Genomic DNA, 26985 nt, shown 5'->3' with positions numbered 1-26985 from the left:
ACCACCATGGCACGGACGACGAAGACCGAGGGCACCTTCACCGACGAGGAACGCGCGGCGATGCAGGAGCACGCCGCCGAGATCAAACGCACCCGCGGCACGAAGGGCACCAAGGCGGAGAAGGCGGCAGCGGACGCCGCCGCGGTCGAGGCGAAGATCGCCGAGATGCCCCAGCCGGATCGCGTACTCGCGGAACGCATCCACCGCATCGCGCTCGAGGTCGCGCCCGACCTCGCGCCGAAGCTCTGGTACGGCATGCCCGCGTACTACAAGGACGGCAAGGCGGCGTTCTTCTTCCAGGACGCCGCGAAGTTCAAGGCCCGCTACGCGACGCTCGGGTTCCAGGACTCTGCCGCACTCGACGACGGGACGTTCTGGCCGACGTCGTGGGCGATCACGCCGGAGTTCTCCGAGGCGGACGAGGCGACCGTCGCCGACCTGATCCGCCGGGCGGTCGCCTGATCCACGACCGGTAGCGTGGAGCGCATGACCGCGCTCCGTTCGGCCGACCGATGACCTCCGTGGGGGTGCCGGCCTGCTTCGCGCTGGTCTTCCTGCTGCTGTACGTCGCGAGCAGGCGGCGTGACCCGCGGATGCTCCGGAACGGGGTGTTCCTGACGGCGGCCGCGTTCTTCGCGCTCGCGACGGCCGTGACCGCGCTGACGCTCGTGGTCCCCGGGTTCAGCCTGGTCGTCGGCACCGTGCTGCTGCTCGTCCCGCTCGCGGTGGTCGTCCTCGGTGTGGCCCTCATCGCGAACGGGTTCCGGATGCTCCGCTCCGAGGGGCGCAGTCTCGGCAACACGCTTTCGTTGGTCGCGGGGGTGCTCGTGTTCGTGCTGCCGGCGGTGGCGATCGCGCTGTTCGTGTCCGCCAGCGGTGAGGGGTTCACGCTCTGGGACGGCGCCCGGATCGCGGTCGCCGTGCTGATGGTGTTCGTCTGCGGGTACTTCGCCGTGGCCCTCGTCGCGTTCGCCGTGTACTCCGTCGTCTACGGCCGGATGCGTCACGGCACCGTGCCGGACACGATCGTCGTCCTCGGTTCCGGACTGATCCGCGGTGAGGTGCCGCCCCTGCTCCGCAGCCGCCTCGACCGCGCACTCGTCGTGTACCGCGCCGAACGGGCCGCCGGGCGTCGGCCGCTGCTGATCCCCTCCGGCGGGCAGGGCGACGACGAACCGCGCGCCGAGGGCACCGCGATGGCCGAGTACCTGCTGGCGAACGGCGCGGACCCCGACGACGTCCGGCCCGAGACCGAGTCCCGCAACACCCGCGAGAACCTGCGGTTCTCGCGCGCCGTTCAGGCCGAGGCCGGGCGCGACGGTCAGGTCGTCGTGGTGACAAACGACTACCACGTGCTCCGCGCCGCCACCCTGGCCCGCCGGCTCGGCCTGCCGGCGCAGGTGGTCGGCTCGCCGACGGCGCCGTACTACGTGCCGAGTGCGTTCCTGCGCGAGTTCGTCGCGGTGGTCGTCGAGCACCGCTGGCTCAACGTGGTGGCGTGCACGCCGTTCGTCCTGTTCACCGCGTTCCTGCTCTGGGAGTCGTTCCAGCAGCGGTAGACGCGACCGACGGACGGACGGGAGGCCCGTGGCGGGCCCGCCACGGGCCTCCCGTCCGCCCGTTCGTCGCGTCGAGATCCACCGTAGGATCTCGACCATGGTCGAGATCCAGCCGCCCCGCCCGACCGACCTCCTCCCGATCGGCGAGATCGTCCGACGCACCGGCGTCGCCGCGTCGGCCCTGCACTTCTACGAGCGCAAGGGCCTGATCCGGCCCGAGCGCACCGACGGCGGCACCCGGATGTACCCGCGACACGTCGAACGGCGGATCGCTATCATCCAGGTGGCGAAGCGCCTCGGCATCCCGCTCAGCGAGGTCGCCGAGCAGTTCGGCACGCTGCCGGCCGACCGGATGCCGTCCCTGCGCGACTGGAACCGACTGAACGAACGGTGGCGCGCACGGCTGCGGGCCCGTCAGCTCGAACTCGAGCGGTTGCAGCAGGAGATGACGCAGTGCATCGGGTGCGGCTGCGTCTCGCTCGGGGCGTGCTCGGTCGTGAACCCGGGCGACACGCTCGGCGACGAAGGCCACGGAGCTCGGCGGCTGCTGCCGATCGAGGACGACGCCCCGCAGGACTAGACCCCGCGCAGCCCCTCGTCGATCCGGTCGAGCAGCGCGAGGGCCTCGGGCAACCCGGCGTCGTCGTCGCCGAGCGCGGCGCGGAGCTTGCCGGCCCAGTGCGCGCGCAGGCGTCCGATGCTCTCCCGCGCCACGTCGGTCGAGTGCAGCTGCACGGTCCGCGCATCGTCCGGGTCCTGCCGACGTTCGACCATCCCCTTCTCCACCAGGGACCGCAGCGCGACGCTGAGGTTGCTGCGCTTGAGTGCCGTCGCCTTGGCCGTCGCGCTCGGCGAGGTGCCGGGGTTGCGGTCGACCCAGCGCATCACGAGCGCTTCCGTTCCGGTGAGCGGCACGATGTCGAGCGCCCCGGCACCGTGCGGGTCGATCTCCCGCGAGATCCGCAGCACGACGTCGGCGAGGTCGGCGAGGACGTGGTCGGACACGGCGGAGTGCATGTCCGTACTGTACCGAGGATCGGCGATGAGTTATGCTTTCATAACAATGACCAGGGACACCGGAACCATCCGCGCGCACGCCGCGACACCCACGACCAGGCAGCAGGGCATCACGACACCGCTGCTGCTGGTGCTCGGCCTGCTCAGCGCCGTCGCCCCCTTCGCCACCGACCTGTACCTGCCGGCGTTCCCGCAGATGACCACCGAGCTCGGTGCGAGCGCCACCACCGTGCAGCTCACCCTGACCGCGTTCCTGGTCGGCGTCACGGCCGGCCAGCTCGTCTTCGGCCCGCTGTCCGACCGGTTCGGCCGCGTGCCGCCGCTCATCGCCGGCGCGGCACTGTGCGTCCTCGCGAGCGTCGCCGCCGTGTTCGCACCGAACATCGGCGTGCTCATCGCGGCTCGACTCCTGCAGGGCCTGGGCGGTGCGGCCGGCATGGTGATCAGCCGTGCGGTCATCTCCGACCTGGCGACCGGCAAGCCCGCAGCGCGCGCGTTCTCGCTCATGATGATCGTCGGCGGGGTCGCCCCCGTCGTCGCTCCGCTGCTCGGTGGCCTGCTCACCGGTCCGATCGGCTGGCGCGGCCTGCTGTCGATCGTCCTCGGCCTGTCCGTGGTCATGCTCGTCGCGGTGCTCGCCGTCATCCGTGAGACCCACCTGAAGGCGCACCGCGATGTGCTGCGCGAGGAGCGGAAGAGCTCCGGTTCGCCGCTCCGTGCGCTGCGCTCCCGCACCTTCCTCGGGTACATCGCCGTGTTCGGCTTCGCGTTCGCCGTGATGATGGCGTACATCTCGGCCTCGCCGTTCCTGTACCAGGACATGATCGGGCTCGGCACCGTCGGCTACGGTCTGGCGTTCGGGCTGAACGCGCTGGCCCTGATGGGCGTGAGCATCGTGTCCGCCAAGCTCACCGAGACGCGCTCGGTCACCGGCGTGCTGTCGCTCGGCATCGCCCTGGTGTTCACGTCGACGGTCGCGTTCGCGCTGCTCGTCGTCTTCGCGGCGCCGGTGTTCTGGCTCGCGGTCCCGCTGTTCACCGCGGTCGGGTCGCTCGGACTGGTGCTCGGCAACGCCACGGCGCTGGCGCTCGGTGCGGTCCCCGCCGCTGCCGGCAGCGCGTCGGCCGTGCTCGGCGCGCTGCAGTTCGGGCTCGCGGCGCTGGTGTCCCCGCTCGTCAGCATCGGCGGCTCGGTGACGGCGGCACCGCTGGCGATCGTGATGCTCGCGTCCGCCGTGGTGGCCGTCGTGGCGCTGCTCGTCGCCCGGGGTCGCACCCGCCTGGCCTGACCCGGTCGGGGGCGACTCGGTCGGGGCCGACTCGGAACGACATCATCGACGTCGCACGACAACCAGGACGTCGTTCCGGGTCGGCAGCCCCGTCGACTACCGCGCCCGCAGGAACGGGATCCGCGGCATCAGCCAGTCGACCCACACCACCCGCACCCCCGGGGCCACGGCGAGCGCCCACAGGATCGAGGCCACCGCGTCGGTCGGGTAGTGCACCGCGTCGATCGACACCGAGAAGAACACCACCACGATCGCGACGACCCCGAGCGTCAGTGCGAGTCGGTGCCACCGGGTCTCGCGCAGCAGCCAGATCAGCGCGATCACGAACGCCGTGATGTAGACGGTGTGCCCGCTCGGGTACCCGGGGTCGGGCTGCACCGGGAACGGGTGCGGCAGCACGGCGACGTCGGGCCTGGCGCGGTGGACGATCTCCTTCACGACCGCGGACGGCACCCACGTGATGGCGATCGTGCCGCCGAAGGCCAGGGCCGGACGGAGACTCCGGGTGCGCCACCAGATCACGGCCACGACGACGACGGTGATCCCGATCGCCGGCCCAGGACTGATGACGTGGTAGACCGCCGTGGTGAACGCCCCGATCGCGCCGGTGTGCAGGGCGTTCAGGGCCTTCGACAGTCCGAGGTCGACCGTGCCGAGGGCGAACCCGACGAGCGTGATGACGACCACGGCGATGACCGCGATCGCGACGGAGACGAGCGGGTAGGGCGACGGCTCGAGGATCCCGGTGCCGTCGGACTCCGGTCGGCGGGGGCGGAGCAGCGGCGCGTCGGTCATCCGACCATCGTCCCAGCCCGGACTCCGACCACGGGTCCGGCGAGCCTCTGAAAGCACTCAGCGCAGCCGCCCGCGAGTAGACAGGAGGCATGCCAACCGTTGCCGAGAACATCGTCGCCACCCTCCGCAAGAACGACGTCGCCCGCGTCTACGGCCTGCCGGGGGACTCCCTCAACGGCTTCACCGACGCCCTGCGAAAGGACGGCACGATCCGGTGGGAGCACGTCCGCCACGAGGAGGCCGCTGCGTTCGCCGCGAGCGCCGAGGCCGAACTGACCGGCGAGCTCGCGGTCTGCGCCGGCAGCTGCGGCCCGGGCAACCTGCACCTGATCAACGGTCTGTTCGACGCCAACCGGTCGCGCGTCCCGGTCCTCGCGATCGCCGCGCACATCCCCACCGCCGAGATCGGCTCCGGCTACTTCCAGGAGACCCACCCGCAGGAGCTGTTCCGCGAGTGCTCGGTCTACGTCGAGTACGTCGCCGACCCGACGCAGATGCCCCGCCTGCTCGAGATCGCGATGCGCGAGGCCATCGAGAAGCGCGGGGTCGCGGTGCTCGTGATCCCCGGCGACGTCCTGCTCGCCGAGGCGAAGGACGACCGCACCACCCGCATCGAGCGCACGACGCCGCGCATCGTGCCGAGTGAGGCCGAGCTGCTCCGCACCGCCGAGCTGCTGAACGGTGCCGACAAGGTCACGATCCTGGCCGGTGCCGGTGTCGCCGGGGCGCACGACGAGGTCATCGCGCTGGCCGAGCGCCTGCAGGCCCCGATCGTGCACGCCCTGCGGGGCAAGGAGCACATCGAGTGGGACAACCCCTACGACGTCGGCATGACGGGCCTGCTCGGCTTCGCGTCCGGGTACCGGGCGATGGAGGACGCCGACGTCGTGCTCATGCTCGGCACCGACTTCCCGTACCAGCAGTTCTTCCCCGCCAAGGCGAAGCACGTGCAGGTCGACATCCGCGGGTCGCAGCTCGGCCGGCGACACCCCGTCGACATCGGCCTGGTCGGCACCGTCAAGGACACCGCGCTCGCGCTCATCCCGCTGCTCACCGGTTCGCACCCGACGAAGCACCTCGAGGAATCGCTGAAGCGCTACCGGAAGACCCGCGAGAAGCTCGACGACCTGGCCGTCCCCGCGGGCCGGAAGAAGCCGCTGCACCCGCAGTACGTCGCCCGGGTGCTCGACCGGATCGCCGCGCAGGACGCCGTGTTCATCCCGGACGTCGGCTCCCCCGTCGTGTGGGCGTCGCGCTACCTCACGATGAACGGCAAGCGTCGCCTGATCGGCTCGTTCGTGCACGGCACGATGGCGAACGCTGTCCCGCAGGCGATCGGTGCGCAGACGGCGTTCCCGGACCGCCAGGTGATCGCGCTCGCGGGTGACGGCGGGCTGACGATGCTGCTCGGCGAGCTCATCACGATCGTGCAGAACAAGCTGCCCGTGAAGATCGTCGTGTTCGACAACTCGTCGCTGAACTTCGTCGAGCTTGAAATGAAGGCCGCCGGGTTCGTGAACTACGGCACCGAGCTGCAGAACCCGGACTTCGCCGCGGTCGCCGAGGCGATCGGCATCAAGGGCTTCAAGGTCGACGTGTCCGACGACTTCGAGGAAGCGATGGCCGCCGCGCTCGCGCACGACGGCCCCGCGCTCGTCTCGGTGCGCGCGAACCGGCAGGAGCTGTCGATGCCCCCGGCGGTCACGCTCGAGCAGGCGAAGGGCTTCACGCTCTACGCCATCCGCACGGTGCTGTCCGGTCGCGGCGACGAGCTGCTGGACCTCGCGTCGACCAACGCGCGGCAGCTGCTGTAGACGCGACCGGATGACGGCCTGGAGGCCCGTGGCGGCGCAGCCACGAGCCTCCAGGCCGTCACGACGTCACCACCCGAGCGGCTGGCCGTCCTCCAGGAACACGCCGGTCGGGCCCTCCGGGCCCACGCTCGCGGCGGCCGCGACGGTCGCCGCGCTCACCTCGACGGGGCGACCGTGCGGGTTCGGCACCCCACCGAGCTCGGTCGCCGTGTAGCCGGGCTCGAGGACCACGAAGCGCACCTCGGGTGCGATGCGGGCGTACTGCACCGTGAGCATCGAGACGGCCGACTTGCTCGCGCCGTAGACCGCGGCCTGCACGGTCGACGCCGCGCTGTCCGGGTCGTGGACCGCCGTGAACGAGCCGAGCGCGCTGCCGACGTTGACGACGAGGGGGCTGGTCGACCGGCGCAGGATCGGCAACGCGGCCTCGGTCGTGCGGACGATCCCGACGGCGTTCGTGTCGAACACGGCGAGCGCGTCCGGTCCGTTGAGACCCCAGATCGCGATGCCGGCGTTGTTGACCAGGACGTCCAGGCCGCCGTTCGCGTCGATGTGCGCGAAGGCTGCGGCGACCGAGTCGTCGTCGCGGACGTCGAGCTGGACGGAGCGTGCGCCGATCTCGGCGGCGACGGCCGCTCCCTGGTCGGCGTCGCGAGCGCCGATCCAGACGGTGTGGTCGGCTGCGACGAGCTGGCGGGCGGTTTCCTTGCCGAGGCCACGGGTGGCGCCGGTGATGAGTGTCGTTGTCATGGGTCCAGCGTCACGCTCGACGCGGTCGGCAGGGAGTCGCCCGGTTGTCGTAGGACTGCTGGGGCCAGGACGCGGCCGCGACGTGCGCGCAGACTGGTGGCATGGCGGACACGGACTTCGGGCACACCCTGCGACGGCTCCGCGACCACGTCACCCCCGCGGCCGCCGGCATGACCGTCGGGCCGCGACGTCGGGCAGCGGGGCTGCGGCGCGAGGAACTCGCGGGCCTCGCGGGGATCTCCGCCGACTACCTGACCCGCCTGGAGCAGGGTCGCGCGACGTCGCCGTCCGCCCAGGTGGTCGAGGCGCTGACGCGTGCCCTCCGGGTCTCGGACGCCGAACGCGAGCTGCTGTACCGGCTCGCCGGGCACGCGGCCCCGGGCGCGGACGTCGTGCCGTCGCGGATCCCGCCGAGCGTGCAGCGGCTGCTCGACCGGCTGGCGGACACCCCGGTCGCGGTGCTCGACGCCGCCGGCAACCTGCTCGTGACCAACGCTCCGCACGAAGCCCTGATGGGACCGATCGGCGGGATGCGTGGGAACGAACGCAACACCGCCTGGCGGCACCTGGTCGGTGCCGGCAGCCGCGCCGTGCACACGCCCGCGGAACAGGCGGCGTTCGAGGAGAACCTGGTGGCCGGACTCCGGATGACCGCGGCCCGCTACCCGCTCGACCGGCAGTTGCAGCAGCTCGTGCGGGACCTGCGGGCGGCGAGCCCGCGGTTCGTCGAACTGTGGGACTCGGGCGCAACGGCGCTGGGCGAGACGGCCCGCCGCAAGGTGATCGACCACCCCGACGTCGGGCTCATCACGCTCGACTGCGACACCCTGGTCGTCGGGCCGGAGGACCTGCGGATCCTGGCGTACACGGCGGTGCCCGGGTCGGTGGACGCCGAGCGGTTGGCGCTGGCGATCGTGCTCGGAACGCAGTCGTTGGTGGAGTGAGCACTCGCCCCCAATTCGTGGGGGATGCTCGCGACGTGGCCCTCAGCCCGTTCCAAGGTTGGCTACGATCCGAGAGCGCCGGCTTCCGGCGATCTCAGACGTCCGGTCTCCTGCCGGACTGCACACCCGAGGGGACCACCCGTGCAGCACAGCACTGCAACACTTCGACGCGCCTGCGCGATCGGCGCGACCATCGCCGTCATCGGCCTGAGCACCGGCTTCGGCGCGTTGACGGCCACGACCGCCTTCGCCGACGAGCAGCCCGTCGCGCCGACGAGCACCGCGACCGCGTCCCCGGCGCAGGGCACTGACAGCACGGCCGACGGCGCTGACGAGTCGGCTCCGCCGGTTCCCGCGGCGACGTCCACGCCGACGGCCGAGGCGACAGCTGATCCCACCGCGGAACCGTCCCTGCCGGTCAGCACGCCGGCCGCGACTGCGACCCCCGATCCCACCGCGCCCGTCACAGCAGAACCGGCCGCGACGCCGACCGTGACGATCGCCGGGGACGCGACCGTCGGCAGCACCCTGACGGCGACCGGGCACGACTTCACCGGCGAGCTGACCTACACGTGGGCCAGCGGCGACGCAATCCTGCCGACCACCACCGACTCGTACGTCGTCGCTGCCGCGGACGCCGGCAAGACCATCAGCGTCACGATCACCAGCGACACCGACGAGTCCGCGACGACCACGACGGCCGTCGTCACGCACGCGGCGGCCTTCCCGGAGGCCTCGACCGAAGACGACCCGATCACGTTCTCCGCGGTCGCAGGTGAGCGTTTCACCCACACGTTCGCCGCCGAGGGCTTCCCCGCACCGACGTACTCGGCCGCCTACTACTCGCTCGACGATCCGTACGCGAGCGAGGACGACGGTGACGAGTCCGGGTACCTGCCGTACGGCCTGTCCCTGGACCACGCCACCGGCGCGCTCTCCGGGAAACCCCGCTACTCCGGCACCTACGCGTTCCGCATCGTGGCGACGAGCGGCACCACGACCGCGTCGCAGTACGTCAACATCACGATCGACGCCGCCGCACCGCTCGGCGTGGAGGTCACCGCCGAGGACAAGGACACCTTCCTCACCGCGCACTCCACCAGCTGGGTCATCGAACGCGACGGCACCGTCTGGACGTTCGAGAACGAGACCACCCGTCAGCCCGACGGTGGGTACATCGGGTTCGGGGTCGGGTTCGAGGGCGGCCAGCCCACCATCGACCAGGGCGGGACCCTGCTCGTCAGCGGCCACCTGGTCGACCGCTTCGGCAACGAGGTCGACGACGCCGACGGCTACCCGGTGCCGTTCACGGTGACCTCGGATCACGCTTCCGACGTCATCACGCCGAGCCGCGATCCGTGGGTCGCGACCGACGTCACGTTCCCCGAGGCGTCGACGCACTCCCTCGAGGTCGCCTCGAGCGGGTTCGCGACCGCCTTCACGGTCGTGGTCCAGCCCACCGCGGCTCTGGCCGTCTCCCCCACGGGCACGGTCGCCACTCCGACCGTGACCACCGGGGAGCTCGCCTACACGGGGTCGGACGCGATGCACCTGCTCCCCTGGGCCGGCGGTCTCGCCGTCATCGGTGCCGCGGTCGTCGCACTGCAGGCCGTCCGCCGCCGGAAGCAGCACTGACGGGTGCACGAACAAAGGCCCCGCAAGCGGGGCCTTTGGCTGGCGACGTTCCGGTAGCCGGCCCGTCGTGCTTCCAGCGTAGCGGTGGGCGTCAGGCCCCGGCACCCCCGTCGACCGGAACGATCGCCCCCGTCACCATCGCCGCGCGGTCGCTGAGCAACCACGCGGCGACCTCGGCGACCTCCGCTGGCTCAGCCATCCGCCCGAGTGGGACCGAAGCGGTGATCTGGGCGGTGACGCCAGGCGTCGCCGCTTCCCACGCTTCGATCATCTCGGTCGCGGTGCCACCCGGCGTGATCCCGTTCACCCGGATGTGCTCGGGCGCCCAGGTCACCGCGGCCGTCTCGGTGATGCTGTTCAGTGCGCGCTTCATCGCGCCGTACGCCGGCAGCGCCGGGTTCGCGCGGCGGCTGCCGATGCTCGACGTGTTGACGATCGCGCCGCCGCCGGAGCGACGCATCAGCGCGGCCTCGGCGGTCATCGCCACCCAGTGACCGCGGAAGTTCACGGCGAACTGGGTATCGATGTCCTCGTCGCTGGTGGTGTCGAGCGGTCCGGGCTGCTGGATCGCGGCGCCGTTGTTGAACGCCCCGTCGAGTCGGCCGTGCAGCTCGTCGACCTGCTCGACGGCCGCGCGGATGCTGTCCGGGTCCGCGAGGTCGAGTGCGACAGCGTCTGCCGTGCCCCCGGCCGCACGGACTTCGGCGACGATCCCCTCGAGTGCGTGGGCGCTGCGGGCAGCGAGGACCACACGGGCGCCTTCATCCGCGAAGAGCCGAGCAGCCGCGGCGCCGATGCCGCGGCTCGCGCCGGTGATGAGGATGACCTTGTCGGGCAAGAGGCCGATCGGGTTGGATGTGATGTCGTTCGTCATGCGCTCAGCGTCACGCCGAGGGAGCGTGCGGATACAGGTACGAGCGGTACCAGGATCTCCGGCCGGAACCGGTGGAGACTCGGGTCATGGACAAGCCGGAACTCGCCGCCTTCCTCCGCTCACGACGTGAGCGGTTGCGCCCCGAGGACGTCGGACTGCCGACCGGGTCGCGCCGCCGGACGCCTGGCCTCCGCCGTGAGGAAGTAGCGGTCCTCGCCCACATCTCCACGGAGTACTACGTCCGGCTCGAGCAGGGGCGTGCGCCCCGCCCGTCAGCAGAAGTACTCGCCGGAATTGCAGGATCGCTCCTGCTGACATCGGCGGAGTCGGAGCACCTGCACGCCTTGTCCGGCACGGCACCGTTGCAGGTCGGCCGAGTCCAGCGTGACGTGCGCCCGAGCATCCTCGCGCTCGTCGAACGATTGCCGCAGACCGCTGCGATCGTCTTGTCCGCCAGCTTCGAGGTCCTCGCCTGGAACCCCCTCGCGGCGGCGCTCATGGAGGACTTCGCGTTGCTCGCACCGGCCGACCGGAACCTCGCCCGCCGCGCCTTCCCGACCGAAGCCGTCCACCAGGCAGCTCGGCCCTACGGAATCTCGGACGGCGCCGAGTTTCAGCGGCACGTCGTCATGCAACTTAGGACGAGCCGAACGCGGTACCCGGACGACCCTGACGTCGTCGGTCTCGTCGAGGAACTCCGTGACGGCAACCCGGTGTTCGCGCGCCTGTGGGATCGCCACGACGTGCAGACGACACCGGTGCTCACCAAGACGTTCGACCACCCGGCGGTGGGGGCGGTGACGGTCGACTGCGACAGCCTCGCGTTGACGGATCGGGACCAGCACCTCGTCCTCTACACGGCCCCGCCCGGGTCACCCGATGCCGACGCGCTCGCGCTCCTCGGCCTGCTGGGTGTCGATTCCCCCAGCCGGTAACGACGGCCCGTCAGGCGCAGTACTCGTACGGCGGCATGGCGACCGCACCCACCCAGATCATGCCGACCGTCGCGCCGTCCTCCCCGAGCTGGAACGTGATGTAACTTCCGCCGATCTGGACACTCCACAGCGAGAACGGTCCTTGTTGCTCGCCGTAGGTGCCCGTGTACTGCAGGTCCGGGTACGCGGACTGCACCTCGGCCAGCGCAGTGCCGACACCGATCCCGGCTGCGGTCTCGGGCGAGTTCGTCGTCACCGGTTCCGGGCTCAGACCGCCGACGGCGACACCGGCCACGTTGCCGCCGCGCGGGACGACAGCGAGCCAAGGCGCATCGGCGCTCTCCCAGAACGAAGTCTCCGGGCTGGCCGGGCACGCATCCGAGCTGCGGGTGTAGGCCGCAGACAGGTCGTCGATCTCCCCCTGGAGTTCGCCACCGAGGGCGATCGGGCCGACCTCCTCCGCCGAGATCGTCCAGGTGGCGGGGTCCGACAGGCTGAACGCCGCCTCCGTCGCGGTGGGGGTCGGCGTGCTCGTGTCTGCCGTCGGCTCCGGCGGCGCGACGGCACTCGCGGTCGCGGTCGCGATAACGGTCCGGGTCGGCGTCGAAACCGGCGCTCCGGAGCATGCTGCCAGCACAGTCGATGCCATGAGCGCAATGATGATCCCGGTGGTCCGGACGGCACCCTTCACAAGACCGCCACCGTCGTCCAGCAGTGGCTTCGTACCGTCCTGCACGCGCGGGTTCTGGTTGCCGGGCATCGTCTGTTCCCTCCGACGGCGGATGTCGAGCAATCCACCGTACGTCGACGCCCGACGGGCAACGGGCCCCCCGGCGTCCATCGCAACCAGAGCGTTACTTGGCGGCTGCGTCCTCGACGTCGAACACCACGACCCGGGCACTCGCCCCGCCGATGAACTCGGCCACCGGACGGTGCTCCGGGTGCGGCAGGTACCCAGCGAGCGCTGCCCGATCGCGGAACCGGACCACGAGCATCCAGTGGAACCCGCCCTCCAGCCCCTCGGTGCTCACGCTCGTCCCCGACTGCACGGACTCGACACCGTCGATCCGCGGCAGGTGCTCGCGCGACAGGGCGTCGGCCTCGGACGACCGGTCCGCTCCGTCCCACTCGACCAGCACGGTGTGCGTCACTCCTGACACGTGGTCTCCTTCGTCTGTCACGACGCCGATCAGAACGCGGGCGTTCCGCCGGCGATCGTGATCGTCGACCCTGACTGGTAGCTCGACTCCGGGCTCACCAGGTGCACGTACGCGGCACCGAGCTCGGCCGGCTGTCCGGGGCGGCCGAACGGCGAGGTCTCGCCGAAGTGCGACACCGTCTCGGCGTCGTCGGAGCCCGGCTGCAGCGGCGTCCACACCGGTCCGGGGGCGACGGAGTTCACACGGATGCCCTTCGACGCGAGCTGCTGGGCGACGGCCTCGGTGAAGAGCTTGATCGCACCCTTCGACACGGCGTAGTCGATCTTGTCGGCCGAGGGCGTCGACGCCTGGATCGAACCGGTCGTCACGATGGTGGAGCCCGGCTCGAGGTGCGGCACCGCTGCCTTGGTCAGCCAGAACAGCGAGTAGATGTTGGTCTTGAACGTCGAGTCGAACATCGACGTGTCGAGGGTCAGGATGTCCTCGTTGCTGTCCATCCGGCCGGCGACCATGACCAGGGTGTCGAGGCCGCCGAACTCGTCGACGCCCTTCTGCACCAGGTCCTTGCAGTACTGCTCGTCGGAGATGTCCCCGGGGAACAGGACGGCGCGACGCCCCTCGGACTCGAGCAGGTCGCGGACTTGTTCGGCGTCCTCCTGCTCGTCCGGCAGGTAGGACAGCACCAGGTCGGCGCCCTCACGCGACAGGGCGATGGCGGCGGCGCGACCGATGCCGGAGTCGGCGCCGGTGATGATGCCGCGGTAGCCGGTGAGGCGTTCCCGGCCGACGTAGCTCTCTTCGCCGTGGTCGGGCTTCGGGTCCATCTTCCACGCGGCACCCGGCAGCGACTGCTCCTGCTTCGGGTACGGCGGGGCCGGGTAGAGGGTGTTCGGGTCGCGCTTGTCGTACTGGCTCATGCGTTCCACTGTCGTCGTCGCGCGTGGACACGCGTTCAGCCGCTGCGGTCCTGGGACACGGCTGATGACGGACGGGAGGCCCGTGGCGGCGTCGCCACGGGCCTCCCGTCCGCCACGTGGTTCAGACGCCGGCCGTGGTCCGGATCCAGGACGAGGCCTGCGACAGCAGGGCGTAGTTCGAGCCGGCCTTGGTGTCGGCACCGGGGTCGGCGCTGTCACCGGTGGAGCAGACGGCGACGACCTTGCCGTTCACGAGCAGCGGGCCGCCGGAGTCGCCGTGGTTCGAGGCACCGGTCACGCCGGTGAGGTGCTGCGCACGACCGCTGTACGCATCGGTGCTCGCACCGGTGAGCGAGACGGTGGCCTGGTAGAGGCCGTCGGACTGGGTCGCGTTCGCGCGCAGGCCGTAGCCCTGGATGGTGCCGGTGCCGCTCGACTTGGCGGTCGCGGTGAGGTCGAGCGGGGCGTAGGTGGACAGCGAGTAGGCGCTCTTCAGGTGCACGAGCGCGATGTCGCCGGCCGGTGCGGCGGAGACCCGGTCGACGGCGACGGCGGTGCCCCGGTTGGTCGTGGAGTTCGAGTGGTAGACGTTCATCGCACCGATGCCGTCGATGCAGTGGCGGGCGGTGAGGATCCACGAGGCGTTGATCTGCTCGCCGGTGCAGTTGCTGACGTAGCCCGACGGGATGGAGCCGCCCGACGCTTCGAGCTGGACGGCCCACGAGGTGGTGGGGGCCTTCTCGCCGCCGACGACCTTCGTGCTGGCCGGCAGTGCCGAGGCGGGTGACGCGGCGAACACACCCGCGGTGATGACGGCCGCGGCGGCGAACGCGGCTGCGATGGACTTCTTCATGACGACTCCTCTGTCGGGGGAAGCACCTGACCCGTTGCGCTGTGCAACTAGGCAGCATCCTGACCCTCGTTCGGGGGCCGCGCCAGTCCGCACTTCGGCGGACGGGGCCGCCCTAGGATCGTGTCGACCGGGAGACCGAAGGAGCGACATGAGCACGAACTCCGCTCGGAGGACGCGCCCGACCGTCGTCACCATCGCGTCCGGCATCTGGTGCGCTGTGGTGCTCGTCCGCCTCGGGTTCCTGGTCGTCGCGGTGGTGAACACCGACGGTGGGCTCGCCGTCGCACTGGTCGGCGCGTTCATCGGCCTCGCCTTCGCGGCCCTGTTCGTCTGGCTGGCGATCCGGATGGCCCGCGGATCGGGGTCCGCACGGCTCTGGCTCGCCATCGTGGCCGGCTTCGCCGTGGTGAACACCGTGGTCGGGCTCGTGCTCGGCGCAGGGGCCGTGGGCTTCCTCTACCCGATCGCCCTCGTCGCCGCGACGGTCCTGAGCTACCTGCCGACCACGCGAGGGTTCTTCCCGAAGACCGAGCGCCGCGTTCGACCCGCCGAACCCCGCACGGTCGGCTGGGACCCGACGACAGGTGAACGCATCACCGAGCCGGCACCCACCGACGGACGCGCCGGCTGACGGATCAGCGGCCCCGTCAGCGGGTGCTCCAGAACGAGATCGACCGGCTCTCGTCGCGGATGACGATCGTGTGCGACGCCGCGCGGTCCGCGACGGGCCGGTTGCCCTCACCGCCGTACCAGTACGACACGTACCGGCGCTGGGTCGGCGACCAGCCGACGACCTCGACCTTGTAGCGTCCGGGGCTCAGGACTGCGCCGAAGGTCCCGCCCCGACCGGGCGACCAGTAGCTCAGGTGCGTGTCGAAGGTGCTGCCGATCGACTCCCCGTACACGTGCACGGTGGCGCCGGTGAAGTCGGTGTCGAGCTGCGGGTTGAGGATCCCGGTGAGGGCGACGCCCCGGGTCGAGCTCGCATCGATGCCGTCCACGACCGTCTCGGTGCGGCCCCCGACCTGGTGCGCGACCCGGACGTACGAGCGCTCCGCAGTGGAGCCGGGATCACGGTGGAAGCCCCACGACTCGTTGCGCAACGCCGGCCACGAGTCGAGCGTCTCGTCGTGCGCGTTGACCTGCACGCTGTAGTCGTCGCTCGGCAGCCCGTGCACCCAGTAGTGACCGTCGGGCGAGGTGACGGTCCGCCGCACGGTGCCGGTGTTCCAGCCACGGACGACGACCGCTGCGCCGGACAGGTCCGCGCCGTACGGGTTGTGGGCGGTGCCGCCGATCGAGGCACCCCGCCGCACCACGAGCACGACGGTCTCGTGCCCACCGGCGCTGACCACGACGCCGGTCCGCTCCGCCGGGACCACGTCGTCGAAGCCGTACGAGCCCTCGCGTTCACCGTGCAGCGTCCAGGTGTCTGCCGGGACCGCGTCGAACGTCATCCGGCCGCGGCGGTCGCTCGTCGCCGAGTCAGCGGTGCTGCCGTCCGGGGTGCGGAGGTCGACGACCACGCCCTCCATCGCGAGCGGCCGCTTCTCCGGGTCGGTCAGCATGACGGTGAGCGCACCGTCGTCCGGAGCGGCCACCGCCGCGGTGACGGGCGCGATGAGCACGCCGATCAGTGTGAGTGCGATCGTGATCCCGACCGTCGCGCGTCGTCGTCCCGTCATGGTGTGCCTCTGGTCCCCTGGTGGGGCCGCCCCTGGCCCCGGTGGAGTGGAGCGTAGCCGCGACCCGCGCGGAGCGCGCGGTCGCTCTCCGCTCAGCTCACCAACCGCGACGCGTCGCGTTCCGTGCCACAGCGTCGGCGAGCTCTCGACCGAATGGCTCCTCCACCGTTGCCGCCGCCTGCGCGAACGCTGCGGCGACGCCGGAGGTGATGTTTCGGTAGCGATCGGTTGCCTCGTCCGGAGCGATGTCCAGGGACCTGCCGATGTCACGGAACTGCTCCTCACCGATCCCGTCGAAGCGGTACTCGTCGCCGACGGACATCGCGCCGCGCAGCGTCGAACCGTCAGCTGACGGGTACGCAGCGTGTGAGCCGAGGTCGTACAGCGGCGCCAGGCGGACAGAGGGGCCGTCGAGGAGGAGCGAGTAGTTCTTCGCGTGAGCATCCGTTCCGAGCATCGCGACGTTCAGCACCAGCGCCTCGAAGAACCGTCGCTGCGCATCACGGCGTTCGTCGGGCTGCGCGATGGCTCCGCGGAGGAGCACCGCGATCTGCTTCGCCGATGGTCCGCCCTCTTCCTGGTACTTCCTGGACGGGTAGACGGACAGCGCTTGGCAGAGGTCCTCCTGGTGGAGCCGACGCCATGACCCGTCATCGTCACGGACCCGGTCGTACCGCTTGCTGACGAACACCCGGGCGCCGGTTGAGGTCCGCAGCAACTCGTGGTCCGCGACCTGCAGCCCGAGGAGCCGAGCGGCCTCCATCGACACGTACTCGTTCACGTCGTGGTCCGGCATCGTCGCGATGACCGGCTTGATGATGTGGGTCGTCGGGGTCGAGTCCTGCGGCACACCCCAGGTCCCGTCGTCGAAGCGGAACAGGGCGGCTTTGCTCTGCGCGCCCGCGAGCGACCACCGTCCGGCGTTCATCGTGCCGCCCCACGATCCCGGGTTGCGCGCGAGCGCGTCGACCAAGCCGTCGAAGTCGTCGTCCGTCAGGCGGTGCACGGCACCACGCCGGACCGCCGCGTCCGAGGAGTCCGTCGCCGGAGGGAGCAGCTGCACGGCACCAGCGGCATCACGGCCGAGGCGCTCAAGCAGCCGGAACGGGTTCTCGGTGACGTGGTGCTCCGAAGCGAGTTCGCGCAGCCGCTCCGGGCTGTCGGGAAGCAGTCCCGCGAGGAACGGTCCGGCCGCCTTCGCCTTCCATCTGACGCGGCCGGTTCGCATCGACAACGACACCGGGGTCGCGTCGGGCAGGTTCCGGTACGCCTCGTCGTAGGTGAAGGTGGTGTTCCCACCGGCGTTCATCTCGAAGGCGCCGACCGGCACGCCGTCGAGGAACGTGCGCAGCTCGCTCATCGGTCGCGCTCGTGCGCCTCGAGAACCAGGCCCAGGACGGTCAGCGCGTCGAAGGCAAGACGGAGTTGTGCGGTGCCTTTCCCGCCCTCGAACTCGTTGACCCATCGGCGGCTGACACCCATCCGCTCGGCGAGTTCAGCCTGTGACCAACCGAGACGCGTGCGGCGCTCGTGCACGAGATCGCCCAGTGCAAGGGCAGTGTCGACTCGCATGTGCGCCTCCGCTGTAATCGTCCGGTTACAGCGTAGCCCTGTCACCGATCGCTTACAAGTATCACCAGCAATCGATCGCTTACACAACGTGTTCGGAGCCGATCGATCCCACGGAGCCTTGTGGTCGTGGTGGTCGCCGTGGTCGGCACGCCCGTGGCGATCGTCGTCCTCGCTTCACGATCGCGCAGTCCTGAACGACGCACGAGGGCCCCGCGACCGGAGTCGCGGGGCCCTCGCTGGTGCGCTGGTGCGCTGGTGTTACTTGATGACGATCGACTGCACCGGGCTGGTGCTCGTCGTCAGGGTGTCGGTGCCGGCGAAGACGGCGTGCAGCTTGTGCGTGCCCTTCTTCAGCGAGAGCGCCGAGGTGACCTTGCCGTTCTTGACGGTGACGGTCGCCAGGCGCTTCGTGCCCTGGTAGATCCGCGCGGTGCCGTTCACGGTGAAGCCCGTGGCCTTGACCTGCACGGTCGCCTTGCCGCCGCTGTACTTGAGCGCCGTCCGGGACGGGGCCTTCGTGACGGTGACGGTGGTGGCCTTCGCGGTCGCCGAGTCGGTGCCCGAGAAGGTCGAGTCCGCGTTGACGAACTTGGCGGTGAGCGAGTGCGTGCCGATGGCCAGGGCGCTCGGGAGCGTCATGGTCGCGGTGCTGTTCTTGACGGGGACGGTGCCGAGGACCTTCTTGCCGTCCGACACCGTCAGCGTGCCCTGCTGCTTGCCGATGCCACCGGCGATGGTCGCGGTGACCGTGGCCGGCTTCGCCGCGTTGACGGTCTGCGACGCGGCGGAGACGGCGAGCGTCGTGGTCGTCGCGGGCAGCGTGGCGTGCAGGTCGAACTGGTCGACGGTCGAACCGATCGCGGCCGGGTCGGCGGTGGCGGTCGGCTGGAGCGTCACGCCGCAGCTGTCGACGTTGCCGTGCTGGACCGCCGAGTTGAGCGTGGTGCAGTCGCCGGCGCGGATGTCCTGCACGGAGAGCTTCTCGTCGGTGACCGAGACCTTGACGAAGGAGCGGACGTGCTCCTGGTTCTCGACCGAGTTGGCCCAGTGGCGCTTGCCCGTCGGGTCGAGCGGGTCTGCGCCGTAGCCGCTCTGGGTGGCGTCCGGAGCGGTCAGGTCGTAGTACTTCGAGCCGGAGGCCGAGTTCGCCGTCATGTAGATGACGCCGCCGGGGCCGGAGAAGACCTCGGGAGCAGCGGGCTGCTCGTTGACGTTGGCCTTCTTGCCGTTCTTGATCGCGTAGCTGCGCGAGTAGGAGTGGTCGTGGCCCTGCAGGACGAGGTCGACGCCCATGTCGGAGAACGCACGCGTGAAGTCGAACCGGCGCTGCTGGTTGTCCTTGTCGTTCGCGTGGTCGGCCGGCGAGTAGATCGAGTGGTGGTAGACCAGCGTGGTCCACTTCGCGTCGTCGCCGTAGCGGTTGATGACGTCGCGCACGTAGTTCACGTGGGCAGCGTCCGATCCGGCCGCGTAGGCGTTCGAGTTGATGTCGATGAACAGGACGCCCTTGTACATGTACCAGTAGTCGCCACCCGAGTTCGCGGTGGTGTTGCCGCCCGGGTAGAAGTCCGGCACCTTGAGCGAGTTCGGCACCTGGTTGTGCTGCTCGTACGCCTTGCCGCCGACGTCGTGGTTGCCGATGGTCGAGGCCCACGGGTAGCGCTTGAGGACGTCGCTGCTGTCGGCGAACGCACCCCACTCGTACTCGTTGTTGGCGTGCTCGATCTGGTCGCCACCGGAGACCAGGAGCTCGGCATCCGGCTCGGTCGAGGTGGCGTACTTCAGGGTGTCGGCCCAGCCCGCGCCGTCGTCGTCGACGAAGCCCGACGAACCGATCTGCGGGTCGCCGAAGAACAGGAAGTCGAAGTCGCCGGAGAAGCTCTTCGTGGTGAACGTGTACGACGCCGACCAGGCCGACCCGTCCGCCGCACCGACGTGGTACGTGTACGAGGTGTTCGGCTCGAGGTCCGAGATCGTGGCGTGGGCGTTGATGTAGCCCGACTCGGCGGCGATGCCGTCGATGCTCTTCGTGTTCGAGTCCGTCGTGCTCGTGTCGACTGCGGTGTTCGCGGCCTTCGACGCGGCGATCGTCGACTTGGCGTCGGTGAAGACCCCGTCGTTCATCGACGCGGTCTTCTGGATCTCGAGCGACTGCGCGACGTTCGTCGGGAAGTACCACGAGGCGATGCGCTGGCTCTCGGTGGCGCCGACGCCCAGCAGGATGTGGAGCGGGCCGCCGGTGGAGATGTTGGTGGTGGGGGTGTTCGTCGCGGCGGAGGCGACGTTCGTGCCGACCATCGAGGCGCCGGCGATGAGCGCGGCCCCGAGGACGGCTCCGCACACGCGGAGGGTGGTGGTTCTGCGCCGTGTGGTGGCGCCGGACAGGAGACTCATGGTGGTCCGTTTCTCAGACGTGGGATGGTGCTGCACGGAAGACTCTGCATGCACTGCGAAACGTCTTGGTAAACGCTGAGTGACAAGTCGTCGCTGTTCAGGAGCGGACCTCCGTCATCCCGCCGCGAGCCGCTCGACGAACCAGATCATCCCCATCACGAACACCCCGGCGGTCACGAGTCCGGTGACCCAGAGCGAGACCCGGTGGGCCTTCCGGCGCAGGAGTGACAGCGGTGGGAAGACGATGACGATGATCGCGAGCTGCACCGCCTCGATGCCGACGTTGAAGACGAGGAGCGACACGAGCAGCTGCCACGAGAACGCCTCGTGGATGCCCAGCGCCCCGGCGAACCCGAGCCCGTGGATGAGCCCGAACGCGAACACGACGGCCAGGCGTGTCCAGCCGGCCCGGTCGAGCGAGAAGTGCCCGTGTTCACCGACCACGAGTTCGTCGGCCCGCGACCGGCGCCGCCAGAGCCGCCACAGGTACCAGCCGGCCACGGCGGCGATGGACAGGGCGATGAGCGGCTCGACGACGATCGCGGGCGGGCTGACCACCCCGAGCGCGGCGAGGATGAACGTGATCGAGTGCGCGATGGTGAACGCCGACGCGGTGTAGACCACCTCGCGCAGGCGCCGTGACCCGGCGATGAGCGCGACGAGGAACAGGATGTGGTCGATGCCGGTCAGCAGGTGCTCGGCACCGAGGCGGAAGAACTCCCAGAAGCGCTGCCCGGCCGACTGCTCGGTCGAGAACGACGGCTGCGAGGCGTCGAGCGTCGCCGATCCCTGCTTCGCGTCGACGTCGTAGGTGACGATCGTCTTGGTGTCGCGCACGAAGGTCTCGCTGTCCGGGAACAACGTCGACGTCACGACGTGTCCGGTCTGCGTCTCCGACGGCTCCGGGCAGGTGAAGTCCGCCGTCACGTGGGCGTACGGCACCTCGTCCTGCAGGTCGACCGTGACGCTGTCGCCGAGCACGCCCGTGCAGGCCTGCCCACCCGCGCCGGACACCGAGAACCGGTCGAACACGTACTTCCCGAGCGCGTCGGTGTGCGCCTCGGCCGCCGACACCATCCCCGGGAAGTCGCCGTCGTCCCAGGCCGCCTGCCCCTGCGTGTGGAACGCGTCGTCGTGCTCGCTCGTGGCGACCGACACGAGCATCAGGTCGTACTCGAGCCCGAGCTCCGCGTGCACGACGGTCGGTTCCGTCGACGTCACCTTCGCGTAGACGACCGAGCTGAAGCCGTGCGCCGATGCCGGCGACGCCCCGGCCAGCACGCCGACGACGACCACCCCGAGCAGCAGGAGCACGGCGACGACCCGTGCGATCAGCGCGGACGGGCGGGACGGACGGGCAGGGCGGGCAGGACGGGCAGGGCGGGCGCGCAGCAGCGCGACGGGGGTTCCGGAAGGCACGCGCAGACGATCCGGCCCTCGGACGACCGGCAGGTGAACAGGTGGTGACCAGCAGTGGGACAGGTGCCGGACAGCCGCCGGAGCCGGCCCGGTGCGGCACACCGACGTGTTTCGATGATGCAGTGACCCGCCTCGCTGCCCGGACGACCGTCCTGCTGACCACCGTCGCCCTTGTCGGCACCGGCGTCGCCCTGCTGGCCGGGTGCTCGGCGACACCCGGTGGGACCGACGCAGGAGCCGGAGCCGACGCCGGCACCGGCACGTCGGCGACGGCGCACGCCACGGCCGGTGCCCTCGGCGCGGGCTTCTCCGACCCGACGCAGCCGCCGGCACCCGAGGCCACCATCCACCCGGAGCCAGGTTCGTGGTCCGGGGTCCACGCGCCCGACGACTACGACGTCGTGCTGCTGTCGGACGCCGGTGACGCCGACGACGCCCCGACCCGGACCCTGCTCGACGCCGTCGCGTCGTTGGCGGCGGACGAGGACGTCACCGTCACGAGGGTGTCGGCGACGGACGCCGACGACCGGATCGCGGCGGTCACCCGGGCGATCGACGAGCGGTCCGACCTGGTGATCAGCGTCGGCAACCACATGGTCGACCCGCTCGCCGCGGTGTCGCCGACGGCACTGCACCAGCAGTTCCTGGTCGTGGGTGCCGAGATCGCCGAGCCGACCTCGAACGTGACGGCCGCGGACTGGACCGGCGGCGGCTTCCGCGGCGAGGGGCTCGGACCGTCGAGCCACTACGACCCGTCCACCTTCACGGAGGAGCGCGCCGACCGCGCGCTGCGCGCGGGTCTGGCGGCCGTGCTGCACGACCTGCGCGGCATCGTCGTCTGGGTGCGCTGACCCGACCCGCCCCGGGTCCGTCGCTACGCCGGCTCGGCCTCGAGCACGAGCGCGCGCACCTGCGACGCGGCACCGAGCGCCACGGCGTCCGACCCGAGGGTCGACTGCGCCAACCGGATCGTCGCACCGCTCACCGGGGGCTCGGCCGCGATCGCCGCGGTGATGGCCGGTTCGAGCAGGTCCCACGACCGCGCGATGCCGCCGCCGATCACGATCGTCGTGACGTCGAGGATCCCCGCGGTGAGCAGGGCGGCGCGCGCCAGGCCCCACCCCGCGGCCTGGAAGACGGCAGCGGCGTCCGTGTCACCGGCACGTGCGGCGACGGCGACGTCACGCGCCGACAGCCGCCGGCCGGATCGTTCGGCGTACCGGTCGGCGATGCCACGCGCGCCCGCGATCGTCTCGAGGTGTCCGATCTGTCCGCAGGTGCACAGCGCGTCACCGAAGCCCGGCACGTGGCCGATCTCACCGGCCGCGCCGCGCGGCCCCGCGAACAGCCGTCCGCCGAGCACGAACGCACCGCCGACGCCGGTGCCGAGGGTCATCCCGAGCACGTCGGACTCCCCCGCGACGGCACCCGTGGCGATCTCGCCGAGCAGGAACGCGTTCACGTCGTTGTCGAGCGTCGCCGGCACGCCGAGGGCGTCGTTGACCGCGCGGGTCACGCCGTAACCAGCCCAGCCGGTGAACGAGTTGCCCGTCACCAGGACGGTGCCCGTGGCAGCGTCGACCACGCCGGCCGCGCCCACCCCGACACCCGTCAAGGAGGCCCGGTGCCGGACGAGCAGGCCCGTCACCGCCCCGACGGCGGCCGTCACGATCGCCGCCCCGCCCGCGTGGGCGGGCGTCGGCAGGTCGACGCGGTCGATGACCTCGAGGTCGGGGGTCGTCAGGACGACCTTGGTGTTCGTGCCGCCGACGTCGACGCCGGCGATCACCCGGGTCACGCGGTCACCGCCGCGAGCGAGGCGAGGCGCTCCGTCCGACGCTGCCGTTGCAGGACGGGGTCGGGCACGGGTACGGCGGCGAGCAGGCGCCTGGTGTAGTCGGTGGTGGGGTGCAGCAGCGTCGTCCCGGTGGTGCCCTGCTCCTCGACGACGCCCTGGCGCATCACCACGACGCGCTCGGCGAAGTGCTGCACGACGGCCAGGTCGTGCGAGACGAACAGGCACGCGAACCCCAGGTCGTCCTGCAGTTCGCCGAGGACCTCGAGCACGGTCTCCTGCACGCTGACGTCGAGCGCCGAGGTCGGTTCGTCGGCGACGAGCAACCGCGGCTCGAGCACCAGGGCGCGGGCGAGCGAGACCCGCTGGCGCTGCCCGCCCGAGAGCTCGCGGGGTGCACGCGAGGCGAGCGACCGCGGCAACCGGACGGCGTCGAGCACATCGTCGATCCGCCGACGACGGTCCGCCGACGACATCCCACGGCGGTGCACGGCGAGCGGTTCGGCGATGCACTCCGCCACGGACATCCGGGCGTCGAGCGAGGCCACCGGGTCCTGCAGCACGACGCCGATGCCGGACCGGAGCGCCCGGCGATCACGACCACGGGCGCTGCGCAGGTCCTGACCGAACAGCGACACCGTGCCGGACGTCGGCGTGATGAGCCCGAGCGCCACCCGGGCCGCGGTGGACTTGCCGGAGCCGGACTCGCCGACCAGGCCGACCGTCTCGCCCGCGTGCACGGCGATGTCGATCCCCTGCAACGCGTGGACGGCGCGCGCCCCGCGCCCGAACGTCACCGTGACGTCCCGCAGGTCGACCACCGGGGCCGCACCGGGCCTCCCGGCCGCCGCGTCAGCGGACCCCGCGTCGACCGGGGCGGCGGGACGGTCGCCCGCCACGTCGAGCCGCGGCACCGCGGCGAGCAGCCGCTTCGTGTACTCGTGCTCCGGACGGAGCAGGACGTCCTCGACGCTGCCGGTCTCGACGATCTCGCCCTGCAGCATGACCGCGACGCGGTCTGCGAAGTCCGCGACGACGCCCATGTTGTGCGTCACGAGCAGCACGCCCGTGCCGGTGTCGACGGCGAGCTTCCGGAGCAGTTCGAGGATCTCGGCCTGCACGGTCACGTCGAGGGCGGTCGTCGGCTCGTCCGCGATGAGCAGCTTCGGCGAGTTCGCGATCGCCATCGCGATCACCACGCGCTGGCGTTGCCCACCCGAGAGCTGGAACGGGAACGACCGCGTGCGCGACTCGGGGTCGGGGATGCCGACGCGGCGGAGCAGGTCGACGGCCTCGGCCGCGGCCTGCGCGGCGGTGACCGTCCGGTGGTTCCGGATCACCTCGGCGATCTGCGCGCCGACCCGGGTGAGCGGGTCGAGGGCCGTCGCGGGCTCCTGGAAGACCATCGACACCGTCGAGCCCCGCAGGGCACGGAGCGACGGTTCGGGAGCACCGACGACCTCGTGACCGGCGACGAGCGCGCTGCCCGTCGCCGTCGCGTTGCCGGAGAGCAGCCCCATCGCGGCGAGCGCCACCGTGGACTTGCCGGAGCCGGACTCGCCGACGAGGGCGAGCGTCTCGCCGGGCGCGACCGTCAGGGACACGCCCCGCACGGCCGACACGGTGCCGGACTCGGTGCTGAACGAGACGCCGAGGTCGGTCGTCCGCAGGATCGGTTCGGTGGTCATCAGCGGCCCCTCACGTCGAAGGCGTCCCGGAGTCCGTCGCCCACGGCGTTGAACGCGCAGACGATCAGGATCACGGCCAGACCCGGCGGCACGATGAGCCACCAGCGTCCGGAGTACGCGGCGGTGAGTCCCGCCGAGAGCATGCCGCCCCAGTCCGTCGCGGGCGGCTGCACACCGAGCCCGAGGTACGAGACGTAGGCGACGAGCAGGATCGCGTCGGCGACCTGGAAGGTCGCGGCGACGACGATCGTGGACACCGAGTTCGGCAGCAGGTGCTTGCCGATGGCGCGGGCGTGCGAGCCGCCGATCGCGCGCAGGGTGAGCACGTAGTCGCGGTTCTTCAGCGTCAGGGTCTCGGCGCGGATCAGGCGGGACGGCACCAGCCACGACACCAGCCCGAGGATCAGGATGAGCCCGGCGACACCGGGGGTCGTGATGGCCGAGATGACGAGCAGGATGAACAGCGCCGGGATCGCGATGCCCGCGTCGACGACGCGCATCATCAGCGCGTCGACCCAGCCGCCGACGTAGCCGGCGACCGAACCCCACAGGGTGCCGACGACGGTGGCCAGGACCCCGGCGGCGATGCCGACCATGAGCGAGACCTTGCCGCCGTACATCAGCCGGCCGAGCACGTCGTGGCCGACGGCGTCGGTACCGAGCCAGTGCGCCGCGCTCGGACCCTGGTTGGCCTGCTCGAGCAGGGTGTGGGTCTGGTCGGTCGGGTACAGGAACGGCCCGACGAAGCAGAACAGGACGATGACGACGATCACGGCCAGGCCGATCACGGCGAGCGTGTTGCCGCGGAACCGGCGGGCGGCGAGCCGGAACCCGGTGGCCGCGACGGTGACGGGAGCGCCCGGTGCTTCGGGTGCCAGTTGTACGGCGCTCATGCGCGGCTCGCCTTCACTCGCGGATCGATGAGGGACTGCGCGACGTCGGCGAGCAGGGTGCCGATGACGGTCGCGATGGAGATGACGAGGACGCAGCCGAGCAGCGTCGGGTAGTCCGACGACTGCGCCGCGTTCCAGAACAGGAGCCCCATGCCGGGATAGTTGAACAGCTGCTCCGTGACCAGGGCACCGCCGAACAGCACGGGCAGGTAGTAGCCGAGCATCGCGACGACGGGCGTCAGCGAGTTCCGGAACACGTGCCGGCGCAGGATCGTCATCGTCGACGCACCACCGGCGCGGGCGGTGCGGACGTAGTCCTCCTGCAGGTTCTCGAGGGTCGAGGCCCGCATGTACCGGCTGAACACGGCGATCATCGCGAGCGCTCCGGTGACGACGGGCAGGACGAGCCCGGCGGGGTCCTGGAACACCTCGGCGAGCGTGGTGCCGCTCGGCGCCTGCGACGGCAGCCACGGCAGCTGCTGGCTGAACACGATGATCAGGATGAGGCCGAGGAAGAAGGCCGGCGTCGAGTAGAAGACGAAGGCCAGCGCGGTGGCGGCGTAGTCGACCGCGCCGTTGCGGCGGGCGGCCTGGAGCATGCCGACCGGGATCGCGATGACGAGGCCGAGGACGGCGGAGATGCCGGTGAGGACGAGGGTCTTCGGCAGGCGCTCGGCGATGAGCTGCGACACCGGTTCGTTGAGCGTGTACGAGGTGCCGAGGTCACCGGTGAGCAGGCGGCCGAGGAACCGCAGGTACTGCACCGGCAGCGCCTGGTCGAGTCCCTGCGCCTGGTTGAACGCGGTGATCTGCGCGGGGGTCGCGGAGACGCCGAGGACACCGCGGGCGGGTCCGCCGGGCAGCGCGTGCAGCAGGCAGAACACCACGATCGTGACGATGAGGATCACCGCGAGCGCCTGCAGGACGCGCCTGGTGAGGTAGAGAGCTGTGGTCATGCGGCTTCCGTCGTCTGGGTTGTTGCGTCGGAGCGGACGGGA

Annotated in this window: 27 protein-coding genes; 10 read left to right on the top strand and 17 right to left on the bottom strand. The window is 71.0% G+C overall.

Going from position 1 to position 26985, the window contains the following annotated elements; all coding sequences use genetic code 11:
- The first annotated feature begins 6 nt into the window (after positions 1-6).
- From EDF53_RS16765 to soxR, 3 genes are all read left to right on the top strand, one after another.
- Positions 7-462, top strand: a complete 456-nt coding sequence (locus EDF53_RS16765) for an iron chaperone (RefSeq protein WP_123294601.1) — start codon at positions 7-9, stop codon at positions 460-462.
- 50 nt (positions 463-512) lie between these two features.
- Positions 513-1559 carry a YdcF family protein gene (locus EDF53_RS16760; RefSeq protein ID WP_123294600.1) on the top strand — a complete coding sequence of 349 codons (1047 nt, stop codon included), beginning with the start codon at positions 513-515 and terminating at the stop codon, positions 1557-1559.
- Between the two features lie 97 nt (positions 1560-1656).
- A complete protein-coding gene (soxR, locus tag EDF53_RS16755; protein ID WP_111085894.1) occupies positions 1657-2139 on the top strand; it encodes a redox-sensitive transcriptional activator SoxR in 483 nt (160 codons plus the stop codon).
- On the opposite strand, the gene EDF53_RS16750 is transcribed toward soxR, so the two are convergent.
- A complete protein-coding gene (locus EDF53_RS16750) occupies positions 2136-2576 on the bottom strand; it encodes a MarR family winged helix-turn-helix transcriptional regulator (protein WP_260215980.1) in 441 nt (146 codons plus the stop codon). The two genes, soxR and EDF53_RS16750, sit on opposite strands and share 4 nt — an antisense overlap.
- Before the next feature lie 46 nt (positions 2577-2622).
- On the opposite strand from EDF53_RS16750, the gene EDF53_RS16745 reads away from it, so the two are divergent.
- Positions 2623-3864 (top strand): multidrug effflux MFS transporter, encoded by a 1242-nt coding sequence (locus tag EDF53_RS16745; protein ID WP_123294599.1) that lies wholly within the window; start codon positions 2623-2625, stop codon positions 3862-3864.
- Between the two features lie 96 nt (positions 3865-3960).
- Here the strand turns inward: EDF53_RS16745 and EDF53_RS16740 are convergent, their stop codons facing one another.
- Complete coding sequence (locus EDF53_RS16740) at positions 3961-4659, bottom strand: phosphatase PAP2 family protein (protein ID WP_123294598.1); 699 nt, start codon at positions 4657-4659, stop codon at positions 3961-3963.
- 89 nt (positions 4660-4748) lie between these two features.
- Between EDF53_RS16740 and poxB the strand changes: the two genes are divergently transcribed.
- Positions 4749-6473, top strand: coding sequence for a ubiquinone-dependent pyruvate dehydrogenase (gene poxB / locus EDF53_RS16735; RefSeq protein ID WP_123294597.1), 1725 nt, complete (start codon positions 4749-4751; stop codon positions 6471-6473).
- 66 nt (positions 6474-6539) lie between these two features.
- Here the strand turns inward: poxB and EDF53_RS16730 are convergent, their stop codons facing one another.
- Positions 6540-7223 (bottom strand): SDR family NAD(P)-dependent oxidoreductase, encoded by a 684-nt coding sequence (locus EDF53_RS16730; protein WP_123294596.1) that lies wholly within the window; start codon positions 7221-7223, stop codon positions 6540-6542.
- Positions 7224-7324: 101 nt separating this feature from the next.
- Here EDF53_RS16730 and EDF53_RS16725 point away from each other — a divergent pair, with 101 nt between their 5' ends.
- Both EDF53_RS16725 and EDF53_RS16720 read left to right on the top strand, forming a co-directional pair.
- Positions 7325-8167, top strand: a complete 843-nt coding sequence (locus EDF53_RS16725) for a helix-turn-helix transcriptional regulator (RefSeq protein WP_123294595.1) — start codon at positions 7325-7327, stop codon at positions 8165-8167.
- 141 nt (positions 8168-8308) lie between these two features.
- Positions 8309-9802 (top strand): putative Ig domain-containing protein, encoded by a 1494-nt coding sequence (locus EDF53_RS16720; RefSeq protein ID WP_185021091.1) that lies wholly within the window; start codon positions 8309-8311, stop codon positions 9800-9802.
- 91 nt (positions 9803-9893) lie between these two features.
- Here EDF53_RS16720 and EDF53_RS16715 read toward each other — a convergent pair whose 3' ends face one another.
- Complete coding sequence (locus tag EDF53_RS16715) at positions 9894-10676, bottom strand: SDR family NAD(P)-dependent oxidoreductase (protein ID WP_123294593.1); 783 nt, start codon at positions 10674-10676, stop codon at positions 9894-9896.
- 86 nt (positions 10677-10762) lie between these two features.
- Between EDF53_RS16715 and EDF53_RS16710 the strand changes: the two genes are divergently transcribed.
- Positions 10763-11611: a helix-turn-helix transcriptional regulator gene (locus EDF53_RS16710; protein ID WP_123294637.1), complete on the top strand. Its 849-nt coding sequence runs from the start codon at positions 10763-10765 to the stop codon at positions 11609-11611.
- A 10-nt stretch (positions 11612-11621) separates the two neighbouring features.
- Here the strand turns inward: EDF53_RS16710 and EDF53_RS16705 are convergent, their stop codons facing one another.
- The 4 genes from EDF53_RS16705 to EDF53_RS16690 all read right to left on the bottom strand — a co-directional run bounded on the left by EDF53_RS16705 (position 11622) and on the right by EDF53_RS16690 (position 14541).
- The gene (locus EDF53_RS16705) at positions 11622-12371 is read right to left on the bottom strand and encodes a hypothetical protein (protein WP_123294592.1); all 750 of its coding nucleotides are present in this window, start codon (positions 12369-12371) and stop codon (positions 11622-11624) included.
- Between the two features lie 94 nt (positions 12372-12465).
- On the bottom strand, positions 12466-12771 hold the full coding sequence (locus EDF53_RS19460) for a Dabb family protein (RefSeq protein ID WP_165901138.1): 306 nt from the start codon (positions 12769-12771) through the stop codon (positions 12466-12468).
- A gap of 29 nt (positions 12772-12800) precedes the next feature.
- Positions 12801-13688 carry an SDR family oxidoreductase gene (locus tag EDF53_RS16695; RefSeq protein ID WP_123294590.1) on the bottom strand — a complete coding sequence of 296 codons (888 nt, stop codon included), beginning with the start codon at positions 13686-13688 and terminating at the stop codon, positions 12801-12803.
- 121 nt (positions 13689-13809) lie between these two features.
- Complete coding sequence (locus tag EDF53_RS16690) at positions 13810-14541, bottom strand: trypsin-like serine protease (protein WP_123294589.1); 732 nt, start codon at positions 14539-14541, stop codon at positions 13810-13812.
- A 148-nt stretch (positions 14542-14689) separates the two neighbouring features.
- Between EDF53_RS16690 and EDF53_RS16685 the strand changes: the two genes are divergently transcribed.
- Positions 14690-15172 carry a hypothetical protein gene (locus EDF53_RS16685; protein ID WP_123294588.1) on the top strand — a complete coding sequence of 161 codons (483 nt, stop codon included), beginning with the start codon at positions 14690-14692 and terminating at the stop codon, positions 15170-15172.
- 16 nt (positions 15173-15188) lie between these two features.
- Here the strand turns inward: EDF53_RS16685 and EDF53_RS16680 are convergent, their stop codons facing one another.
- The 5 genes from EDF53_RS16680 to EDF53_RS16660 all read right to left on the bottom strand — a co-directional run bounded on the left by EDF53_RS16680 (position 15189) and on the right by EDF53_RS16660 (position 21611).
- A complete protein-coding gene (locus tag EDF53_RS16680) occupies positions 15189-16226 on the bottom strand; it encodes a carboxypeptidase-like regulatory domain-containing protein (RefSeq protein WP_123294587.1) in 1038 nt (345 codons plus the stop codon).
- Positions 16227-16323: 97 nt separating this feature from the next.
- Positions 16324-17586 (bottom strand): type II toxin-antitoxin system HipA family toxin, encoded by a 1263-nt coding sequence (locus EDF53_RS16675; protein WP_185021090.1) that lies wholly within the window; start codon positions 17584-17586, stop codon positions 16324-16326.
- Positions 17583-17798: a helix-turn-helix domain-containing protein gene (locus EDF53_RS16670; RefSeq protein WP_123294636.1), complete on the bottom strand. Its 216-nt coding sequence runs from the start codon at positions 17796-17798 to the stop codon at positions 17583-17585. Before EDF53_RS16670 ends, EDF53_RS16675 begins: the two co-directional genes overlap by 4 nt.
- A 258-nt stretch (positions 17799-18056) precedes the next feature.
- Positions 18057-20192, bottom strand: coding sequence for an Ig-like domain repeat protein (locus EDF53_RS16665; RefSeq protein WP_185021089.1), 2136 nt, complete (start codon positions 20190-20192; stop codon positions 18057-18059).
- 114 nt (positions 20193-20306) lie between these two features.
- Positions 20307-21611 (bottom strand): HupE/UreJ family protein, encoded by a 1305-nt coding sequence (locus EDF53_RS16660; RefSeq protein WP_123294585.1) that lies wholly within the window; start codon positions 21609-21611, stop codon positions 20307-20309.
- A gap of 122 nt (positions 21612-21733) precedes the next feature.
- Between EDF53_RS16660 and EDF53_RS16655 the strand changes: the two genes are divergently transcribed.
- Positions 21734-22462 carry a BMP family ABC transporter substrate-binding protein gene (locus EDF53_RS16655; protein ID WP_123294584.1) on the top strand — a complete coding sequence of 243 codons (729 nt, stop codon included), beginning with the start codon at positions 21734-21736 and terminating at the stop codon, positions 22460-22462.
- A gap of 23 nt (positions 22463-22485) precedes the next feature.
- Here EDF53_RS16655 and EDF53_RS16650 read toward each other — a convergent pair whose 3' ends face one another.
- The 4 genes from EDF53_RS16650 to EDF53_RS16635 are packed head-to-tail and all read right to left on the bottom strand — an operon-like array spanning position 22486 to position 26943.
- Positions 22486-23409 (bottom strand): ROK family protein, encoded by a 924-nt coding sequence (locus EDF53_RS16650; protein WP_207895507.1) that lies wholly within the window; start codon positions 23407-23409, stop codon positions 22486-22488.
- Entirely contained in the window at positions 23406-25094 is a 1689-nt protein-coding gene (locus tag EDF53_RS16645) for an ABC transporter ATP-binding protein (protein WP_123294583.1), read from the bottom strand. The genes EDF53_RS16650 and EDF53_RS16645 overlap by 4 nt, the downstream gene beginning before the upstream one ends.
- Positions 25094-25987: an ABC transporter permease gene (locus EDF53_RS16640; protein WP_111085912.1), complete on the bottom strand. Its 894-nt coding sequence runs from the start codon at positions 25985-25987 to the stop codon at positions 25094-25096. The genes EDF53_RS16645 and EDF53_RS16640 overlap by 1 nt, the downstream gene beginning before the upstream one ends.
- A complete protein-coding gene (locus EDF53_RS16635) occupies positions 25984-26943 on the bottom strand; it encodes an ABC transporter permease (protein WP_123294582.1) in 960 nt (319 codons plus the stop codon). The genes EDF53_RS16640 and EDF53_RS16635 overlap by 4 nt, the downstream gene beginning before the upstream one ends.
- Between the last annotated feature and the right edge of the window lie 42 nt (positions 26944-26985).

The sequence above is a fragment of the Curtobacterium sp. PhB78 genome (assembly GCF_003751685.1).
GTDB lineage: Bacteria > Actinomycetota > Actinomycetes > Actinomycetales > Microbacteriaceae > Curtobacterium.
The sequence above is the reverse complement of the archived record's forward strand: the minus strand, read 5'-3'. Positions and strand labels throughout refer to the sequence as shown.

Bases quoted from the DNA above. Each gene is read 5' to 3' on its own strand.
- EDF53_RS16670 (WP_123294636.1), bottom strand. From the start codon at position 17,798: ATGCGAGTCGACACTGCCCTTGCACTGGGCGATCTCGTGCACGAGCGC.
- EDF53_RS16690 (WP_123294589.1), bottom strand. From the start codon at position 14,541: ATGAAGAAGTCCATCGCAGCCGCGTTCGCCGCCGCGGCCGTCATCACC.
- EDF53_RS16640 (WP_111085912.1), bottom strand. From the start codon at position 25,987: ATGAGCGCCGTACAACTGGCACCCGAAGCACCGGGCGCTCCCGTCACC.
- EDF53_RS16730 (WP_123294596.1), bottom strand. From the start codon at position 7,223: ATGACAACGACACTCATCACCGGCGCCACCCGTGGCCTCGGCAAGGAA.
- EDF53_RS16765 (WP_123294601.1), top strand. From the start codon at position 7: ATGGCACGGACGACGAAGACCGAGGGCACCTTCACCGACGAGGAACGC.
- EDF53_RS16745 (WP_123294599.1), top strand. From the start codon at position 2,623: ATGACCAGGGACACCGGAACCATCCGCGCGCACGCCGCGACACCCACG.
- EDF53_RS16705 (WP_123294592.1), bottom strand. From the start codon at position 12,371: ATGCCCGGCAACCAGAACCCGCGCGTGCAGGACGGTACGAAGCCACTG.
- EDF53_RS16710 (WP_123294637.1), top strand. From the start codon at position 10,763: ATGGACAAGCCGGAACTCGCCGCCTTCCTCCGCTCACGACGTGAGCGG.
- EDF53_RS16750 (WP_260215980.1), bottom strand. From the start codon at position 2,576: ATGCACTCCGCCGTGTCCGACCACGTCCTCGCCGACCTCGCCGACGTC.
- EDF53_RS16740 (WP_123294598.1), bottom strand. From the start codon at position 4,659: ATGACCGACGCGCCGCTGCTCCGCCCCCGCCGACCGGAGTCCGACGGC.
- EDF53_RS16695 (WP_123294590.1), bottom strand. From the start codon at position 13,688: ATGAGCCAGTACGACAAGCGCGACCCGAACACCCTCTACCCGGCCCCG.
- EDF53_RS16685 (WP_123294588.1), top strand. From the start codon at position 14,690: ATGAGCACGAACTCCGCTCGGAGGACGCGCCCGACCGTCGTCACCATC.
- soxR (WP_111085894.1), top strand. From the start codon at position 1,657: ATGGTCGAGATCCAGCCGCCCCGCCCGACCGACCTCCTCCCGATCGGC.
- EDF53_RS16760 (WP_123294600.1), top strand. From the start codon at position 513: ATGACCTCCGTGGGGGTGCCGGCCTGCTTCGCGCTGGTCTTCCTGCTG.
- EDF53_RS16675 (WP_185021090.1), bottom strand. From the start codon at position 17,586: ATGAGCGAGCTGCGCACGTTCCTCGACGGCGTGCCGGTCGGCGCCTTC.
- EDF53_RS16680 (WP_123294587.1), bottom strand. From the start codon at position 16,226: ATGACGGGACGACGACGCGCGACGGTCGGGATCACGATCGCACTCACA.
- poxB (WP_123294597.1), top strand. From the start codon at position 4,749: ATGCCAACCGTTGCCGAGAACATCGTCGCCACCCTCCGCAAGAACGAC.
- EDF53_RS16725 (WP_123294595.1), top strand. From the start codon at position 7,325: ATGGCGGACACGGACTTCGGGCACACCCTGCGACGGCTCCGCGACCAC.
- EDF53_RS16635 (WP_123294582.1), bottom strand. From the start codon at position 26,943: ATGACCACAGCTCTCTACCTCACCAGGCGCGTCCTGCAGGCGCTCGCG.
- EDF53_RS16645 (WP_123294583.1), bottom strand. From the start codon at position 25,094: ATGACCACCGAACCGATCCTGCGGACGACCGACCTCGGCGTCTCGTTC.
- EDF53_RS16715 (WP_123294593.1), bottom strand. From the start codon at position 10,676: ATGACGAACGACATCACATCCAACCCGATCGGCCTCTTGCCCGACAAG.
- EDF53_RS16665 (WP_185021089.1), bottom strand. From the start codon at position 20,192: ATGAGTCTCCTGTCCGGCGCCACCACACGGCGCAGAACCACCACCCTC.